We start from the raw sequence: 15,981 nt of genomic DNA, 5'->3' as shown, positions 1-15,981 counted from the left end.
GTCAAAATTGCAGGGATCGGTCTTGCGCGCGAAACCGCGACAAGACCGGGTTTGGCGCCAGGCTACCAGCTCGAAGCGCCCGGCTGCCGCATGCCGCGGCACCTTTCTGATTCGGGCGCCGGCCGCTGGCCGGTCGTCCGTTTCTCTCGCCCGAATTCCATCTTGAAACCTGGATTTGGCGAGGCTGGACCGGGATTTCGAAGCGACCTTCGATCCCGTCTGACGTTGAGAGCGACCGGTGGCCACCGCAGACGTGGCCCGGTCGATGTTGGTATTCTCAAGCCGCCGACTCACCGTCGCGCGGTGGAAGGGAGAGGAACCGATGGAACGTGTTCCGATGACGGCCGCGGGTTTCAGCCAGCTCGAAGCGGAGCTGAAACACCGTCAAACTGTGGAGCGGCCCCGGATCATCGAAGCCATCGCGGAGGCGCGGGCCCACGGCGATTTGTCGGAGAACGCCGAGTACCATGCCGCCAAGGAAGCCCAGAGCCACAATGAAGGCCGCATCGCCGAGCTGGAATCGATCATTTCGCGCGCCGAGGTGATCGACGTCTCCAAGCTGTCGGGCGACGTCGTCAAGTTCGGCGCCATCGTCAAGCTGATCGACGAGGACAGCGAGGAAGAGAGGGTGTGGCAGATCGTCGGCGAGCAGGAAGCCGACGCCAAGAAGGGCCGCATCTCGATCACCTCGCCGCTGGCCCGCGCCCTGGTGGGCAAGAAGGTCGGCGCCTCGGTCGAGGTCAACGCCCCGGGCGGCGCCAAAAGCTACGAGATCATCGAGGTCCGCTGGAGCTGACGCCGGCGGGCGGAGTGAAAAGGACCGGAGGACGCCATGGCCGATATCGCTGATGCTCTCACCCGCCGCGCTGCGCTGGTGGCGGTCGGCGGCGCCTTGGTCGCGGCGGCGGCACCTGCCGCCGCCCAGTCCGCCGCCACCTTCCGCGCCATCACCGTCGACACCGCGCCGCTGGCCAATCTCGGCGCCCGCCGCGACGCCGAGCTGATCCGCCGCCTGCTTCAGCAGGAGCTGCCGGCGGCCTTCGCCGGCCGCATCACCGGCGCGCGCTCGGCGCCGACCCTGCTGGTGCGCATCACCGCACTGTCGCTGGCCTCCTATGCCGGCCAGGGCGGCGGCGGTAGCGGCGGCGGCGGCGCAACCGTGGACACCGACTATCTGGAAGGCGAGGCCCTGGTGATGCCGGCCGGCAGCCGCACCGCCATCCTCCGCGTGCCGATGTTGTCGGCGGTGCCCTCCTCCAGCGCCGGGGCGTGGTATCAGCCCGACAACGAGCAGCGCCGCATCGCCTATATCACCTCCCACTTCGCCGGCTGGCTGGCAAAGAAGGTGTGATTCCAACGGCGGCGGTCGTCCCCGGCGAGCATCGCGAAGCGATGCGAGGGAAGGGGACCCATGGTACCAACGGCCCCAGGCTGCTTGAGCCTGAGGACATTCCATCGTCCCAGGCTTTCGGACCGAAGCGGTTCAGGCTGCCGCACATCAAGGGTGGGTCCCTTCCCTCACGCACCAGAAGGTGCGCTCGCCGGGGACGACCGCCTGCCGCTTCACCCCTCCTCGGGCAGCGGCACGTCCAGCGGCACCAGCGCTTCGTCCTTGGAGCAGCGCAGCGTCAGCGACGTCTTAACGTTCTTCACCGCCGGCGCCGCCGTCAGCTTGGCGACGAAGTCCTGGAAGGTAGCAAGGTCCGGCGCCACGCACTTCAGCAGAAAATCGATCTCGCCCGACAGCATCCAGCATTCGCGCACCTCAGGCGAGGTCCGCACGAAGGCCTCGAACGCCTTGAGGTCGGAATCGGCCTGGCTGGCAAGGTGCACCATGGCGAAGCACACCACCTCGTAGCCGAGCAGCTTTTCCGACAGCAGCGCGCGGTAGCCGCGGATGAAGCCGTCCTCCTCCAGCGACCGCACCCGGCGCAGGCATGGCGGCGCCGAGATGCCGACCCGGCGCGCCAGCTCGACATTCGTCATTCGACCGTCCGCCTGCAGCTCTGCCAGAATCTTATGGTCGATCGTGTCGAGTCGGGACGGCACATAAACCTCGTTGCGGCGAAGCGCGGACCGGGGGGTCAGGGAATCTCCCACCCAAGGCGCAGCTCTTAGCAGAGCGCCGCCGGCCGCGAAAGAAAATTGCGCGGGCCGGCGCCACCCGGCAAGATGGACCCGGCGGCGGCAGCCGGCGAATCCCCCGGTTTTTCGAATCCGCCGGAAACGTCGAATCCCCCCTTGCGCAGCCGGCGTCGATCCGGCAAGGCCGTCAGCATGTGCCTTCCTCCCGAAACCACGGTGTGGGTGCTGACCGACGGCAAGGCCGGCGACGAAACCCAGTGCCTTGGCATCGCCGCGGCGCTCGGCGTCGAGCCGGTGGTCAAGCGCGTCACCCCACGGCCGCCCTGGGTGTGGCTCGGCGCGTTCGCCAAGGTGCCGCCGGCCGACCGGCCGGGCCGGCCGGGCAGTCCGATCGCCCCGCCGTTTCCCGACATGGTGATCGCCTCCGGCCGCAGAGCGGCGCCCTATGTCAAGGCGATCAAGCAGGCCTCCGGCGGCCGCACCTTCACCGTGATCCTCAAGGACCCCCGCACCGGCACCAGTGCCGCCGACGTGCTGTGGGTGCCGGCGCACGACCGCCTGCGCGGCGCCAACGTGCTGACCACCCTCACCTCGCCGCACCGCATCTCGGCCGCGGTGCTGGCGGCCGAGCGCGCGGCGCCGCGGCCCCAGATCGCGGCGCTGCCGGCGCCGCGGGTGGCGGTGCTGATCGGCGGGCCGAGCAAGGATTACCGTTACACCGACGCCGACATGGCGCGGCTCGCCGGCCAGATCGAGCGGCTGGCGCGCGCGGGCGCCGCGCTGATGGTGACGGTGTCGCGGCGCACGCCGAGATCGCTGGTCGCCATCGTCCGCGCCGCCTTGGCGCCGTGGCCGCATCTGCTGTTCGACGGCAGCGGCGATAACCCCTACCCCGCCTTCCTGGCGCTGGCCGACGCCGTCGTCGTCACCGCCGATTCGGTCAACATGGTCGGCGAGGCCGCCGCCACCGGCGCGCCGGTCCTGGTGTTCGAGCCGTCCGGCGGCAGCCGCAAGATCCGCCGTTTCCTCGACGGCCTTATCCGCTACGGCGCGGTGCGGCCGTTCACCGGGGTGCTGGAGCGTTTCAGCTACATCCCGCTCGATTCGACGCCGGAGATCACCGCCGAGATCGCCCGCCGCTACCGCCACCACTGCGCCGCGCTGGCGCCCGCGCCGGCGCCGCCTTCGCCCGACCCCATTTCGCCGCCACAGTCGGCTGAGAGCGCTGAGCCCGCCGCCGAACCGTCGAGGACCGCATGACCACCCCCGCCAAGCTCGTCATTATCGGCTCCGGGCCGGCCGGCTACACCGCCGCGATCTACGCGGCGCGGGCGATGCTGCAGCCGATCCTGATCCAGGGCATGCAGCCCGGCGGCCAGCTCACCGTCACCACCGAGGTCGAGAACTATCCCGGCTTTGCCGAGCCGATCCAGGGTCCGGCGCTGATGGAGCAGATGCAGCTCCAGGCCGAGCGCGTCGGCACCCGCATCGTCACCGACCTCGTCACCAGCGTCGATCTCTCGTGCCGGCCGTTCCGGCTGACCTGCGATTCCGGCGAGGTCTTCCTCGCCGACGCCCTGATCATCGCCACCGGCGCGCAAGCCCGCTGGCTCGGCCTGCCCGCGGAAGAGACGTTCCGCGGCTTCGGCGTGTCGGCCTGCGCCACCTGCGACGGCTTCTTCTTCCGCGGCAAGGAGGTGATGGTGGTCGGCGGCGGCAACTCCGCGGTGGAGGAGGCGCTGTTCCTCACCCGCTTCGCCGCCAAGGTGACGGTGGTGCACCGCCGCGACGCCTTCCGCGCCGAGAAGATTCTGCAGGAGCGGCTGTTCGCCAATCCCAAGGTCGAGGTGGTGTGGAACCACACGGTCGAGGACATCCTGGGCAGCGATTCGCCGCCCAAGGTCGCCGCGGTGCGGCTGCGCCACGCCGGGACCGGCGCGGTCCACGACCGCCCGGTCGACGGGCTGTTCGTGGCGATCGGCCACGCCCCCGCCACCGCGCTGTTCGAAGGCCAGCTCAAGATCAAGCCGAACGGCTATCTGTGGGTGGCGCCCTACTCCACCGCCACCAGCGTGCCCGGTGTGTTCGCCGCCGGCGACGTCACCGACGATCTCTACCGCCAGGCGGTGACCGCCGCCGGCATGGGCTGCATGGCGGCGCTGGAGGTCGAACGCTTCCTCGCCGCCGAGGACGCGCCCGCGGCAGCGGCGGCGGAATAGCCGGCCGGCAACGCCGGAAAAAGCGTTCTGCCCGAACGGGTTGGCTGGCGGGCCGCGGCGCCCTGCGGCGCCAGATCTGGCCGTCTGATTTCCGCGATCACACTCTGCGATCGGTCAAGCCACAATTTTGCATCCCACTTTTGCGGCTTTGCGTATTATGCAAAGCTATGCCGCCAAGCGGGCGATCACGGCATGCCGCAGTCTTCCTTGCGGCCACACAGCGCCGCGCGGGCTGGGGCCGCGACAATGGACTGGGACAAACTGAAGATATTCCACGCGGCCGCCGAGGCCGGGTCGTTCACCCATGCCGGCGAGGCGCTCGGGCTGTCGCAGTCGGCGGTCAGCCGGCAGGTCTCAGCGTTGGAGCAGGAGCTGCACGTTCCGTTGTTCCATCGCCACGCCCGCGGCCTGATCCTCACCGAGCAGGGCGAGCTGCTGTTCCGCACCGCCCACGACGTGTTCGTCAAGCTGGAGGCGGCGCGCAGCGAGCTGACCGACAGCCGCGACCGCCCCAACGGCGAACTGAAGGTCACCACCACGGTCGGGCTCGGCACCCATTGGCTGACGCCGCGGCTCGGCGAGTTCGGCGAAAAGTATCCCGACATCCGCCTGACGCTGATTTTCACCGACGAGGAGCTCGACCTCGCCATGCGCGAGGCCGATGTCGCGCTGCGGATGCGCCAGCCGGTGCAGGCCGATCTGGTGCAGCGCAAGCTGTTCACCGTGCATTTCCACGCCTACGCCAGCCCGGACTACCTCAAGCACCACAGCCAGCCGCGCACCTTCGACGACCTCGACCGCCACCGCCTGATCTCGTTCGGCGGCGCGGTGCCGAGCTATCTGCAGAACTCCAACTGGCTGGAAAGCGCCGGCCGCGAGGGCCGCGAGCCGCGCCGCTCCTGGATCCGGGTCAACAACATCCTGGCGCTGAAGCAGGCGGTCGAGCGCGGCCTCGGCATCGGCATGCTGCCGGACTACATGGTCGACGACAGCGCCGGGCTGATCCAGCTGTTCCCCGACAACTCGCCTGGCCTCGACGCCTATTTCGTCTATCCGCAGGAGCTGAAGTCGGTCGCCCGCGTCCAGGCCTTCCGCGACTTCCTGGTCTCCAAGGCCAGCCGCTGGAATTTCTGAGCGCGCGGCACGATGTCGTCCCGGACGGCGCGAAGCGCCGAGCCGGGACCGTTTGCCCATGTCCCGTCGTCCCGGACGGCGCGAAGCGCCGAGCCGGGACCGCGTGGTGAGTCTGGCCTCTTTCTGATCACGATCCCGGGTCGCGCAGCTTCGCTGCTTGCCGGGACGACGATCTCTCTCTTGGGCGACCCGGGCGAACGTGAGCGGACCCGATACGCAGAGAGAACGAAGGTGCCCCCTACATGAACAGCCGCTCGCCCTCTTTGCCCTCATAGAGGTGGGCGACATACCGCCCGTAGCCGTTGAAGATCTGGGTCGGCCGCATCTCGCCGGTGGCAAGATCGCGCTCGCGCGCCTGGCTCCAGCGCGGGTGCGGCACCTCCGGATTCACATTGGCCCAGAAGCCGTATTCGAAGCCCTGCACCCGCTCCCAGAACCCCTTGGGCCGGGCGTCGAGAAAGCTGACGCGCACGATGGCCTTGGGCTGCTTGAAGCCGTACTTCCACGGCAGGATCGCGCGGAGCGGCGAGCCGTTCGCCCGGTTGAGCGGCTTGCCGTAGGCGCCCGTTGCCATGAAGGCCAGTTCGTTCGCGCACTCCGCCATGGTGAAGGCGTCGGCATAGGGCCAGGGATACCAGCTCTGCTTCTGGCCCGGCGCCCAGCTGGCATTGCCGAAGGTCTCGAACCGCACGTAGCGCGCCGCAGGCAGCGGCTTGGCGAACTCGATGAGCTTCGACATCGCAAAGCCGGACCACGGCACCGCGATCGACCACGCCTCGACGCAGCGATGGCGGTAGGTGCGCTCCTCCAGCGCAAAGCGCCGGATCAGCGCGTCGATGTCGACCGTGGTCTCGGCCTCGACCAGCCCGTCGATCTTCACCGTCCACGGCCGGATGTCCATGCGCTGGGCAAGGCGCGCCGCGGTCGGCTTGTCGGAGGAGAACTCGTAAAAGTTGACGTTGCCGACCACCACGTCTTCCGGCGTCAACGGCCGGTCGAGTTGATAGGCGTCGTTGCGCGGCACCGGATAGAGCCCGGCGGTTGGATCGGGCCCAGGTGGTGGAGCGGGCTTGCTGCGGAAGATGTCGAGCCAATCGGCCGCCGCCGGCGTGGCAAGCGTCGCGCCGCCGGCAAGCCCGGCGAGAAGGGCACGGCGGTTGAGAAAGGTGCGCTCGGGCGCCGCCGCACTGTCGGGCAGCACCCAACCCGGCCTGCGGATGATGGCAGGCCGGCCAATCGGCTCGGACACGGACGGCCTCCCGGGGAAGAGGACCGCTTGATTCCGCCCGAAACGTCGGCGAACACAAATCACGAAACGGCGACACCCTTTCGCGAGGGGGTGGCTGTCGTCCCGGGCAAGCGGCTCTGGCCGCGCGACCCGGGATCGTGTGCAGGAAAGCACCCCTTCCGGATGACGGTCCCGGCTCGGTGCTTCGCGCCGTCCGGGACGACGAGGCCCAGGCTTGTCGTCCCGGGCAAGCGGCTCTGGCCGCGCGACCCGGGATCGTGTGCAGGAAAAAGCCCCTTCCGGAGGGCGGTCCCGGCTCGGTGCTTCGCGCCGTCCGGGACGACGAGGCCCAGGCTTGTCGTCCCGGGCAAGCGGCTCTGGCCGCGCGACCCGGGATCGTGTGCAGGAAAAAGCCCCTTCCGGAGGGCGGTCCCGGCTCGGCGCTTCGCGCCGTCCGGGACGACGAGAGACGGGCGGCCGCCCGTCTCCTTTATGGTCTCACGCCGCAGCGGCCTTTTTCGCCGCGATCACCAGATCGGCGGCACGGCCGACCAGCTCGGCCATGTGGTCGAAGCGGGTGGTGTAGGTGCCGACGCCGGCGGTGGCCGAGCGCAGCTCGACGATGAGGTTGCCGATCTCAGCCTCCGGCATCTCCGCCCGCACCACGTCCCAGCCCGGCCAGTCTGCGCGCGGCTCGAAGCCGAGGATCTGGCCGCGGCGGCCGGACAGGATGGCGTTGACCTTGGCGGTGGCGTCGTTGGGGCAATACACCTCGACGTGGTGGATCGGCTCCAGCAGCACCGGCTGGCAGTTGGGCAGCGCCTCGACCAGGCCGACGCGGCCGGCGGTGCGGAACGCCATGTCGGACGAATCGACGGTGTGGTAGGAGCCGTCGACCAGCGTCACCGCCACGTCGACCACCGGGAAGCCGAGCGGGCCCTCCTTCAGGCCGTCCTTCACGCCCTCCTCGATCGAGGGAATGTACTGGCGCGGCACCACGCCGCCGGTGATCTTCTCGGCGAACTGAAAGCCCGAGGAGCGCGGCAGCGGCTGGATGTCCAGCACGCAATCGCCGAACTGGCCGTGGCCGCCCGACTGCTTCTTGTGCCGGCCGCGCTGCACCACGCCCTTGCGGATGGTCTCGCGATAGCCGACCCGCGGCGGATGGGACGTCACCGCGATCTGGAAGCGGTCCTGCAGGCGCTCGACGGCGACGCGAAGCTGCATCTCACCCTGGCCCCACAACACGATCTCGCTCTGCTCGGCGTTGTGCACCAGCACCAGCGAGGGATCCTCCTCCACCAGCTTGTTCAGCGCCTGGCCGAGCTTGACATCGTCCTTGCGGTCGCGGGCGGCGACGGCGATCGCCAGCACCGGCGGCACCGGCTTGATCTCCGCCAGCGGCGGCAGCGGCGTCTTGCCGGAGGTGACGGTGTCGCCGGTCACCACCGGGTCGAGCTTGCCGAGCGCCACCGTCTCGCCGGTGATGGCCGGCCCGCGCTTTTCGGTGTGCTGCCCCTGCATCTTGAACACGCCGGAGATGCGGGCGGCATCGCCCTTGGCGCCCATCAGCGTCGCGCCGTCGGCGACCTGGCCGGACAGCACGCGCACGATCGACATCTTGCCGCCGTGGGCGGTGTGCAGCGTCTTCAGCACATAGCCGACCGTATCGGCACCGGGCGTCAGGCCCAGCCGCCTGGTGGTGTCGGCAAGGCCGGACACCTCGTGACGCAGCGCCTTGAGCAGGCGCTGAATGCCGTTGCCCTTGAGCGCGGAGCCGAGCAGCACCGGCGTCACCTGGCCCTCGCGCAGCTCCTTGGCGAGATCGTCGAACACCCGGTCGCGCGGCGGCTCGATCTCTTCGAGCAGCTGCTCCATCAGCGCGTCGTCGTGGTCGGCCAGCCGCTCCAGCATCTGGAAGCGCGCTTCCTTCTCGCGCGACAGCTCGTCGCCTTCGAGCGGCACCACCTGGGAGGCCGAATGCTCGCGATAGACGAACGCCCGCTCCAGCGCGAGGTCGACGTAGCCGATCACGATGCCGTCGTGCCAGATCGGGATCTGGCGGAGCAGCAGCGGCACCCGGCTCGCCGGCTGCAACGCGGCGAGCGTGTCGTGGACGCGCTTGTCGGCCTTGTCGATCTTGTTGAGGAACAACAGGTGCGGAACGCCGAGCTCTTCGATCTCGCGCAGCACCATCGCGAGCTGAGGCAGCTTGCGCTCGTCGGCTTCGCACACCACCACCGCGGCATCGACCGCCGGCAGCGCCGCGCGCATGTCGTGGAGGAACTCGACCGAACCTGGGCAATCGATGAAGGTGTAATTCTCACCGAGGAAGGTCGTGCTGGCGACGCCGACCTCGACCGTCATCTTGTGGAGTCGGGATTCTTTGGAGCCGTCACCGACGGTCGAACCGGTGTCGACCGAGCCCTGCCGGGGAATGGCCCCGGTACGGGCCAGGATCGCCTCGAGCAGCGTGGTCTTGCCGCTCTGGAACGGCCCCACCACTGCAATGCATCGGGGACTTCTCGCTTCGCTGTTGCTTGGCATGTGGACCACCTCCGCTGCCCGGCGGAAAACCAACGATCCGGCGGGCTGGTGCCAAAAAATGCGTCGGGAGTTGCCATCGTTTCAGGCTGCTGCGGTCGACGCAAGCAAAGCTGATACGGACCCGCGGCGGGGAAACACCTAGTGTGAACCACGACTGTCGCGGCCGGCGGTAACTGAACGCCTTTGCTTGAACACAACATCGATCACAACAAAAGACCCGCCTCGCGGCGGGTCCTTCCAACTCGGGAAACGGCAGCGGGCGCCGCGTTTCGACTCAGCGCAGTTCCAGACCGGCGACGCCGACCGCGATGTTGAGCCCGAGCGAGCCCTCGACGCTGACCGGCTGCAGCGAGATGGTGCGGTTGGAGCCGCCGACCAGCACGTTGGCGCCGACGCCAGCGCCAATCGTCGCCTGCCCCGACACCCCGGCGTAATCGCCGACCAGATCGCCGCGGCCGATGACGCGGCTCGGCGCCAGCACGCCCCACACCATTACCGTGCGCTCGGTGACGCCGATGTCGAGGCCGAAGCGGCGAATGGTGCCGACATATTGCTCCGGCCGCCCCGGCTGGTTCGGCCCCGGCCGGAACACGCACGTCACGTCGCGGATCGAGCCGATGATGAAGCCGGTGCCGCCGGCCGACACGCATTCCAGCACGCCGACCTCGGCGTGCGATTGCGCGCGCGCCGCCTGGGGCACAGTGAGAGCCATGACCGCCAGCGCAGCGGCGGCGAGACGACGCTTCATGAAAAGATCTCCTGAGCCAACGACGGCGGTGGACCCTGCTCGGGCGCGAGCGGACCTGCGCTATTTCGGCGCTATTCGCGGCGCCCGGTCAAGCCCGCGGTGGCCCCGGCACGCCAACGTCGGATCAGACAAGGCCAGGGAAGCGAAACCCGGCTTAGCAACCGGGTTTCAGCGTCGTGCGGCCGGCCGCGCCACGCGGCGACGGCGGGCTTACGTCAGCGAGGCGGCGAAACGCTGGATGCGGCGGCAGGCCTCCTCCAGCTTGTCGTCGGAAGTGGCGTAGGACACCCGGAAGTTCGGCCCTAGCCCGAACGAGGAGCCGTGCACGGTGGCGACGCCCTCGGTGGCGAGCAACTCCATCACGAAGTCCTCGTCGGAGGCGATCACCTTGCCACCCGGCGTCTTCTTGCCGATCAGCTCGGCGCAGGACGGGTAGACGTAGAACGCGCCCTCCGGCGTCGGGCACTTGAGGCCGCGGGCCTGGTTCAGCATCGACACCACCAGGTCGCGGCGGCGCTGGAACGCTGCCTTGAAGCGCGGGATGCAGTCCTGCGGGCCGGACAGCGCCTCGACCGCGGCCCATTGCGAGATGGTCGAGGTGCCCGAGGTCTGCTGACCCTGGATCATGTCCATCGCCTTGATCAGCCGCTCCGGCGCGCCGGCGAAACCGATGCGCCAGCCAGTCATGGCGTAGGTCTTGGACACGCCGTTCATGGTGAGGGTGCGATCGTAAAGCTCCGGCTCGACCTGGGCGGCGGTGGCAAACTCGAAATCGCCGTAGGTCAGGTGCTCGTAGATGTCGTCCGACAGCACCCACACCTGGGGGTGGCGCTTGAGCACATCGGTGAGCGCCTTGAGCTCGGACCGGCTGTAGGCCGCGCCCGAGGGGTTCGACGGCGAGTTGAGGATGATCCACTTGGTGCGCGGCGTGATCGCGCGCTCCAGGTCCTCCGGCCGAAGGCGGAAATCGTGCTGCTGGGAGGCCGACACCAGCACCGGGGTGCCGCCGCACAGCGCCACCATCTCCGGGTAGCTCACCCAATAGGGCGCAACGCAGATCACCTCGTCGCCGGGGTTCAGCGTCGCCATCAGCGCGTTGAAGATGACGTGCTTGCCGCCGGTGCCGACGATGACCTGGCTCGGCTTGTAGTCGAGGCCGTTCTCGCGCTTGAACTTGTCGGCGACCGCCTGGCGCAGCTCCGGAATGCCGGGCACCGGCGAATACTTGGTCTCGCCGCGGCGGATGGCGGCAATCGCCGCCTCCTTGATGTTGTCGGGCGTGTCGAAATCCGGCTCGCCGACCGACAGCGAGATGACGTCCTTGCCCTTCGTCTTCAGCTCCCGCGCCATCTGGGTCAGCATGATCGTAGCGGACGGCTTGATGCGCGACAGGTTGTCGGCGAGGAAGCCCATGGCGGCACTCCTGCAAAACTGAGACGATGGGACGGAACGGGGCGACTGGCCTTGGCCGGCCGGCATTAACCGGCCCGGCCAAGCGGTCTTCCCTAGTCGCGGCGGCCTGGGCAGGCAAGGAAAAATGGGCCGGCGCCGCGAAGTTGGGCACCCTCTGCCGTTCCAGCCCGCGCGCGATCAAAAGCCGTGACCTTTCCGATCACGCCTGCGCATCGGCCCAAGGCGTCAGGCCGCCCTCACGCTGCGCGAATGCGGTTCAGGAAGGCGGTGGCTTCCGTCCGCAGCCGCTCGATCTCGCTGGCCAGCGTCGCGCTCGCCGTCAGCATCTGCCCGGCGGCCTGGCCGGTGGTTTCGGCGTCGCCGCGCACCTCGTTCATCTCGCCGGCGACGTTGCGCGAGCCGGCCTCGGCGTCCCCGGTCGCGCGCGCGATCTCCTGGGTGGCAGCCGACTGTTGCTCGACCGCCGCCGCGATCGAGGCGAACGCCTCGTTGACCTTGGCGTTGGCCTCGTTGATCTCCTCGATCGAGGTCGCGGTCTGGGTGGTCACGGTCTGGATCATGCCGACCTGGCGCTCGATGTCCTCGGTCGCCTTGGTGGTCTGGCCGGCCAGTGTCTTGACCTCGCTCGCCACCACCGCGAAGCCGCGGCCGGCGTCGCCGGCGCGGGCGGCCTCGATGGTGGCGTTGAGGGCGAGCAGGTTGGTCTGCGCCGCGATGGTCTTGATCAGGGTGATGATGCCGCCGATTTCGTCGGCGACCTTGACCAGGTTAGACACCACCGCGCGCGTTTCCCGCGCCCGGTCGGCAACCGAGCTAGCGGTCGCGGCGGCCACCTGCACCCGCGACGAAATCTCGTTGATCGAGGACGACAGCTGCTCGACCGCCACCGCGACCGAGCCGACGCTGGCGCTCGATTCCGCCGCCGCCGCCGCGACCGTCATCGCGCGTTTCTTGGTGGTGTCGGCGGTCGCCGCCATCTCATTGGCGTTGCGGTGCACGTCCTGCGTCTCCGCATCGACGGTGGTGGTGATGGTGCCGATCGAGGACTGGAACAAGTCGGCGATCTGGGCCAGCGCCTCCTGCTTTTCGCGGCGGCTCTCCTCCAGATAGACGCTGATGGCGAAGTCCATGTCGAGCATCGCCGCCTGCACGAACGCCGCGATCTTGCCGCGAATGTCCGCCGACGGCCCACCGCCGAACCAGCTCGACGCCCGGCCTAGCAGCGCCGCCACCACCTCGTTGATGAGATAGGTGTAGCCGCCGATGTACCAGCCCGGCTCCAGACCGAGCTTGTTGTGGGTGCGGCCGACGCTGGACACCGAGGCGACGTAAGCCTCGTCGAACGTGGCCTCGGTGATCAGCGCCCAGTGCTGCATCTGGCGCATGCGGGCATGGGCGATGCGCTCGGGCGAGCGGAACAGCCGGGCCATGTCCGGCGTCGCGGCGATGTGCTGATAGAACTTGTCGAGCGCAGGCGGCATGCACGCCGCCACCACCGGGCTCAGCTCGCGCAGATGCCGACGGGTCTCATCATCAATGCGGATGAACGCAGCGCGTTTCGCCAGTGCAGTATCGGCAACCATGAGACCACTCCGGATTTTTCACCAGAGTTACGCCAGCGACTTTACCGAAGCGTGAAGACCGCCAAATCGTCCGAAGTCTTGTTTCAACCTCGAATAAACGTCGTCCGGCGCCGCCGACAAAAAATGCTCGGCTGATCCCGCCGCTGGTCGCCCGTTTCGACGTCATCGCACACATCCGCCGTCATACTGCATCGAAAAGCTGCAGGATGACCGCCCGGATCGCGCGGCCGCAGGTAAAAGATCGGTAACAACACCCATGCAGCCCGGCGCACGTAACGGCGGCACCCCCTAGGCAACTCCCCGCCGCCGATGGAAATATTTCGCCATGGCGCCCAACAAATTTGAAACGGACGGCCGCAATTCGCCGCTACCGTAACCGATTATTTCCAACGCCGTGGCATTGTACCGACCTGAGTGAGGCGAGCACATGACGTTTCGGAAATCCGGCGCCTGGTTCTTCATCGGCCTGTTCGCCGGCGTCGTCCTGTTGGCCGGAGCCACGCTGGCATTCGTCCAGGTCACCGTCGAGAGGCTGATCCGTGCCGATGCTGAATCCGCGGTCGCCAACTGGAAGCGCCATTTCGCGCTGAACCTCCCCGATTTCGCCGACATTGCCGCAGGCCGGGCGCCGTTGCCGGGCAGCGCCGCCTTCCTGGCCGCCCACCGTCACGGCATGCGCATCGTGCGCTACCAATTGTGCGACACCGCCGGCCACATCCGCCTCACCTCGGACGAGATCGAGGGCCAGGTGCGCACCGGCGGCACCGTCGTCGACCCGGTCGCCGGCGAGGTCGCCGCCACCGCCCACCCCAAAACCGTTCTGGAGCACACCGACCCGTTGGCGCCGAAGTCACTGTTCGCCGTGTCCTACCAGCCGATCCTGGTGCGCGGGACGGTTGCCGGCGTGTTCAAGGCCTATGTCGACCAGACCGAAAAGAGCGCCGGCTTCGACCGCCTGCTGTCGATGGTCGGTATGGCGTTCGCGGCCCTGATCACCTTGGCATTCGCCGCGCCGGCGATCGTGCTCCAGGTCCGCTCGCGCCAGAAGGAGGCCGCCGAGCAGACCGCCGAGTTCCTCGCCATCGAGCGCAAGGTCGCACAGGTCCGCAACGAATTCCTCGCGCAGCGCGACGAGCTGACACGGCTGATGAACCGGGCGACGCTGCTCGCCCGGTTGTCGAAGCGGCTGGCCCGGCTGCCCGAGAGCGGCCACACGCTGGCGATCCACAACATCGACATCGACCAGCTGCGGCGCATCAACGACGAGCACGGCTACGACATCGGCGATGGCCTGATCCGCGCCGTCGCCGAGACGCTGAGCGGCGCCATCGGCGAGTGCGATCTGGTCGGGCGCATCAGCGGCAACGGCTTTTTGATCATCCAGGACGAGATCGAGCAGCCCGCCACCGCGCTGCGTTTCGCCCGCCGGCTGAAGGATGCGCTCGACCGCCCGTTCGTGGTCAAGGGCCTCGACCTCGTCTGCGGTGCCTCGATCGGCCTTGCCATCGCGCCGGCCCACGGCACCACCGCCGAAGCGCTGCTGCACAGTTCGGAGCTTGCGCTCAAATCGGCCTGCTCGCCCGGCGTGCGCGCCGACGTCTGCCTGTTCGAGGTCGGCATGGAGGCGCAAATCCGCCGCCGCCACGAACTCGAGGCCCTGGTGCGGGACGCCGCCGCCAACGAGGCGTTCGAGCTTCATTTCCAGCCGGTGGTGCGTGCGCGCACCGGCAGGCCGGCCTATTTCGAGGCGCTGCTGCGGCTGCCGCGGCCCGACGGCAGCTACGTCCCGCCGACGGTGTTCGTGCCGATTGCCGAGGACCTCGGCCTGATCAACGCCATCGGCGCCTGGGCGCTGAACCGCGCCGCCGCCGCCGCGGCGGCTTGGCCGCAGCCGCTGGGCGTCGCCGTCAATCTGTCGCCCGCGCAGTTCGCCAACGCCGACCTGTGCAGGATCGTCACCGACGCGCTGGCGGCGTCCGGGCTCGATCCCCATCGCCTCGAACTGGAGATCACCGAGGGGCTGCTGCTGCGCGACACCGAAAGCGTGCTGGGGCAGCTTCAGACCCTCCGGGCGATTGGCGTGTCGACGGCGATGGACGACTTCGGCACCGGCTATTCGAGCCTGGGCTATTTGTGGCGTTTCCCGTTCGACAAGATCAAGATCGACCGCTCGTTCATGATCGGCTGGGAAGCGCGCGACCAGCACATTTCCCACATCCTGCGCACCATCGTCGCGCTCGGCCACACCCTCGACATGCAGGTCACCGCCGAGGGCGTCGAAATGGCCGAGCAGGCGGCGCTGCTGCGCGGGATGGGGTGCGACTTCCTGCAGGGCTTTCACTTCAGCCGGCCGCTGCCCGAGGCGGAGGTGGCGCCCTATTTGATGCGCGCCGTGCTGCTGTCCGCCTTTGGCGACCCGCCGCCGCGCCGCGCCGCGCTCCAGCTCGTCACCGCCCGCTGATTGGGGGCACCGCGCCGCGCCAGCCCTCGGCCGGGCGCGGCGCCGGATCGAGCGCGGCGCGCACCGCCTCGATGAACGCCGTCACCTTCGCCCCGGTGTGGAGCGCCCGCACCATGACGACGGCATGGTCGGTGTCGTCATAGACCACCCCGTCGAGCGGCACCCTCGCCGCCAGCGCGCGCCGGAACGCCGCATCGTCGGCGATCGCCTCGGCCGGCAGCCGGAGCAGCAGGAACGGATCGGCCCGCGTGGTGCCGAAGTCCTCCGACGCCGCCGGCGCCGCCGAGCGCATCAGCGCAATGAAGGTCGCCGGCACCCCCGGCACGATCTCGATGGCGCGCGCCGCCGTCACTTCCGTCCCCGCCCAGTCCACCGTGCCCGGCAGCGGGCCGGGACGGGTCGTGCTGCCGCCCAGCGCCAGCACCGCGCGGCGGAACGACTCGATCCGCTGGCGTCGGTAGAGGATGACCGCCACGATGAACCCGACGATGATGGCGGTGAAGATGAGGCCGGCTGTCGTCGTCATGTCTGATGCCTGACTGCGCCGGCCCAGGCGCCGGCGC

13 protein-coding genes are annotated in these 15,981 nt (G+C 68.9%); 6 read left to right on the top strand and 7 right to left on the bottom strand.

Going from position 1 to position 15,981, the window contains the following annotated elements:
- Nucleotides 1–322 precede the first annotated feature (322 nt).
- Together greA and BVIR_RS16645 are read left to right on the top strand one after the other, a co-directional pair.
- On the top strand, nt 323–796 hold the full coding sequence (greA, locus tag BVIR_RS04270; RefSeq protein ID WP_055036581.1) for a transcription elongation factor GreA: 474 nt from the start codon (nt 323–325) through the stop codon (nt 794–796).
- Nucleotides 797–832: 36 nt separating this feature from the next.
- Nucleotides 833–1,351 (top strand): hypothetical protein, encoded by a 519-nt coding sequence (locus tag BVIR_RS16645; RefSeq protein ID WP_145911866.1) that lies wholly within the window; start codon nt 833–835, stop codon nt 1,349–1,351.
- Nucleotides 1,352–1,563: 212 nt separating this feature from the next.
- Here the strand turns inward: BVIR_RS16645 and BVIR_RS04260 are convergent, their stop codons facing one another.
- Nucleotides 1,564–2,049: an Lrp/AsnC family transcriptional regulator gene (locus BVIR_RS04260; RefSeq protein ID WP_055036580.1), complete on the bottom strand. Its 486-nt coding sequence runs from the start codon at nt 2,047–2,049 to the stop codon at nt 1,564–1,566.
- A 228-nt stretch (nt 2,050–2,277) separates the two neighbouring features.
- Between BVIR_RS04260 and BVIR_RS04255 the strand changes: the two genes are divergently transcribed.
- The 3 genes from BVIR_RS04255 to BVIR_RS04245 all read left to right on the top strand — a co-directional run bounded on the left by BVIR_RS04255 (nt 2,278) and on the right by BVIR_RS04245 (nt 5,438).
- Entirely contained in the window at nt 2,278–3,345 is a 1,068-nt protein-coding gene (locus BVIR_RS04255; RefSeq protein WP_082416675.1) for a mitochondrial fission ELM1 family protein, read from the top strand.
- Nucleotides 3,342–4,304, top strand: a complete 963-nt coding sequence (gene trxB / locus BVIR_RS04250; RefSeq protein ID WP_055036579.1) for a thioredoxin-disulfide reductase — start codon at nt 3,342–3,344, stop codon at nt 4,302–4,304. The genes BVIR_RS04255 and trxB overlap by 4 nt, the downstream gene beginning before the upstream one ends.
- A gap of 246 nt (nt 4,305–4,550) precedes the next feature.
- Entirely contained in the window at nt 4,551–5,438 is an 888-nt protein-coding gene (locus BVIR_RS04245; protein ID WP_055036578.1) for a LysR family transcriptional regulator, read from the top strand.
- Between the two features lie 238 nt (nt 5,439–5,676).
- Here the strand turns inward: BVIR_RS04245 and msrP are convergent, their stop codons facing one another.
- The 5 genes from msrP to BVIR_RS04220 form a co-directional block, all read right to left on the bottom strand.
- Nucleotides 5,677–6,687 carry a protein-methionine-sulfoxide reductase catalytic subunit MsrP gene (gene msrP / locus BVIR_RS04240; RefSeq protein ID WP_236823701.1) on the bottom strand — a complete coding sequence of 337 codons (1,011 nt, stop codon included), beginning with the start codon at nt 6,685–6,687 and terminating at the stop codon, nt 5,677–5,679.
- 477 nt (nt 6,688–7,164) lie between these two features.
- Complete coding sequence (locus BVIR_RS04235) at nt 7,165–9,213, bottom strand: elongation factor G (protein ID WP_055036577.1); 2,049 nt, start codon at nt 9,211–9,213, stop codon at nt 7,165–7,167.
- A gap of 274 nt (nt 9,214–9,487) precedes the next feature.
- A complete protein-coding gene (locus BVIR_RS04230) occupies nt 9,488–9,961 on the bottom strand; it encodes a DUF992 domain-containing protein (protein WP_055036576.1) in 474 nt (157 codons plus the stop codon).
- A 210-nt stretch (nt 9,962–10,171) separates the two neighbouring features.
- A complete protein-coding gene (locus tag BVIR_RS04225) occupies nt 10,172–11,374 on the bottom strand; it encodes a pyridoxal phosphate-dependent aminotransferase (protein WP_055036575.1) in 1,203 nt (400 codons plus the stop codon).
- A 236-nt stretch (nt 11,375–11,610) separates the two neighbouring features.
- Entirely contained in the window at nt 11,611–12,957 is a 1,347-nt protein-coding gene (locus BVIR_RS04220) for a globin-coupled sensor protein (RefSeq protein WP_055036574.1), read from the bottom strand.
- A gap of 427 nt (nt 12,958–13,384) precedes the next feature.
- Here BVIR_RS04220 and BVIR_RS04215 point away from each other — a divergent pair, with 427 nt between their 5' ends.
- Entirely contained in the window at nt 13,385–15,418 is a 2,034-nt protein-coding gene (locus BVIR_RS04215) for a putative bifunctional diguanylate cyclase/phosphodiesterase (RefSeq protein WP_055036573.1), read from the top strand.
- Here BVIR_RS04215 and BVIR_RS04210 read toward each other — a convergent pair.
- Entirely contained in the window at nt 15,405–15,944 is a 540-nt protein-coding gene (locus tag BVIR_RS04210) for a hypothetical protein (RefSeq protein WP_055036572.1), read from the bottom strand. The two genes, BVIR_RS04215 and BVIR_RS04210, sit on opposite strands and share 14 nt — an antisense overlap.
- Nucleotides 15,945–15,981: the final 37 nt, after the last annotated feature.

Source organism: Blastochloris viridis (assembly GCF_001402875.1).
Taxonomy (GTDB): Bacteria; Pseudomonadota; Alphaproteobacteria; order Rhizobiales; family Xanthobacteraceae; genus Blastochloris; species Blastochloris viridis.
This window is presented reverse-complemented; position numbering and strand designations above follow the sequence as displayed.

What these genes read in the sequence shown, in the direction of transcription:
- greA (WP_055036581.1), top strand. Translation starts at nt 323, where the DNA reads ATGGAACGTGTTCCGATGACGGCCGCGGGTTTCAGCCAGCTCGAAGCG.
- BVIR_RS16645 (WP_145911866.1), top strand. Translation starts at nt 833, where the DNA reads ATGGCCGATATCGCTGATGCTCTCACCCGCCGCGCTGCGCTGGTGGCG.
- BVIR_RS04255 (WP_082416675.1), top strand. Translation starts at nt 2,278, where the DNA reads ATGTGCCTTCCTCCCGAAACCACGGTGTGGGTGCTGACCGACGGCAAG.
- trxB (WP_055036579.1), top strand. Translation starts at nt 3,342, where the DNA reads ATGACCACCCCCGCCAAGCTCGTCATTATCGGCTCCGGGCCGGCCGGC.
- BVIR_RS04245 (WP_055036578.1), top strand. Translation starts at nt 4,551, where the DNA reads ATGGACTGGGACAAACTGAAGATATTCCACGCGGCCGCCGAGGCCGGG.
- BVIR_RS04235 (WP_055036577.1), bottom strand. Translation starts at nt 9,213, where the DNA reads ATGCCAAGCAACAGCGAAGCGAGAAGTCCCCGATGCATTGCAGTGGTG.
- BVIR_RS04230 (WP_055036576.1), bottom strand. Translation starts at nt 9,961, where the DNA reads ATGAAGCGTCGTCTCGCCGCCGCTGCGCTGGCGGTCATGGCTCTCACT.
- BVIR_RS04225 (WP_055036575.1), bottom strand. Translation starts at nt 11,374, where the DNA reads ATGGGCTTCCTCGCCGACAACCTGTCGCGCATCAAGCCGTCCGCTACG.
- BVIR_RS04220 (WP_055036574.1), bottom strand. Translation starts at nt 12,957, where the DNA reads ATGGTTGCCGATACTGCACTGGCGAAACGCGCTGCGTTCATCCGCATT.
- BVIR_RS04215 (WP_055036573.1), top strand. Translation starts at nt 13,385, where the DNA reads ATGACGTTTCGGAAATCCGGCGCCTGGTTCTTCATCGGCCTGTTCGCC.
- BVIR_RS04210 (WP_055036572.1), bottom strand. Translation starts at nt 15,944, where the DNA reads ATGACGACGACAGCCGGCCTCATCTTCACCGCCATCATCGTCGGGTTC.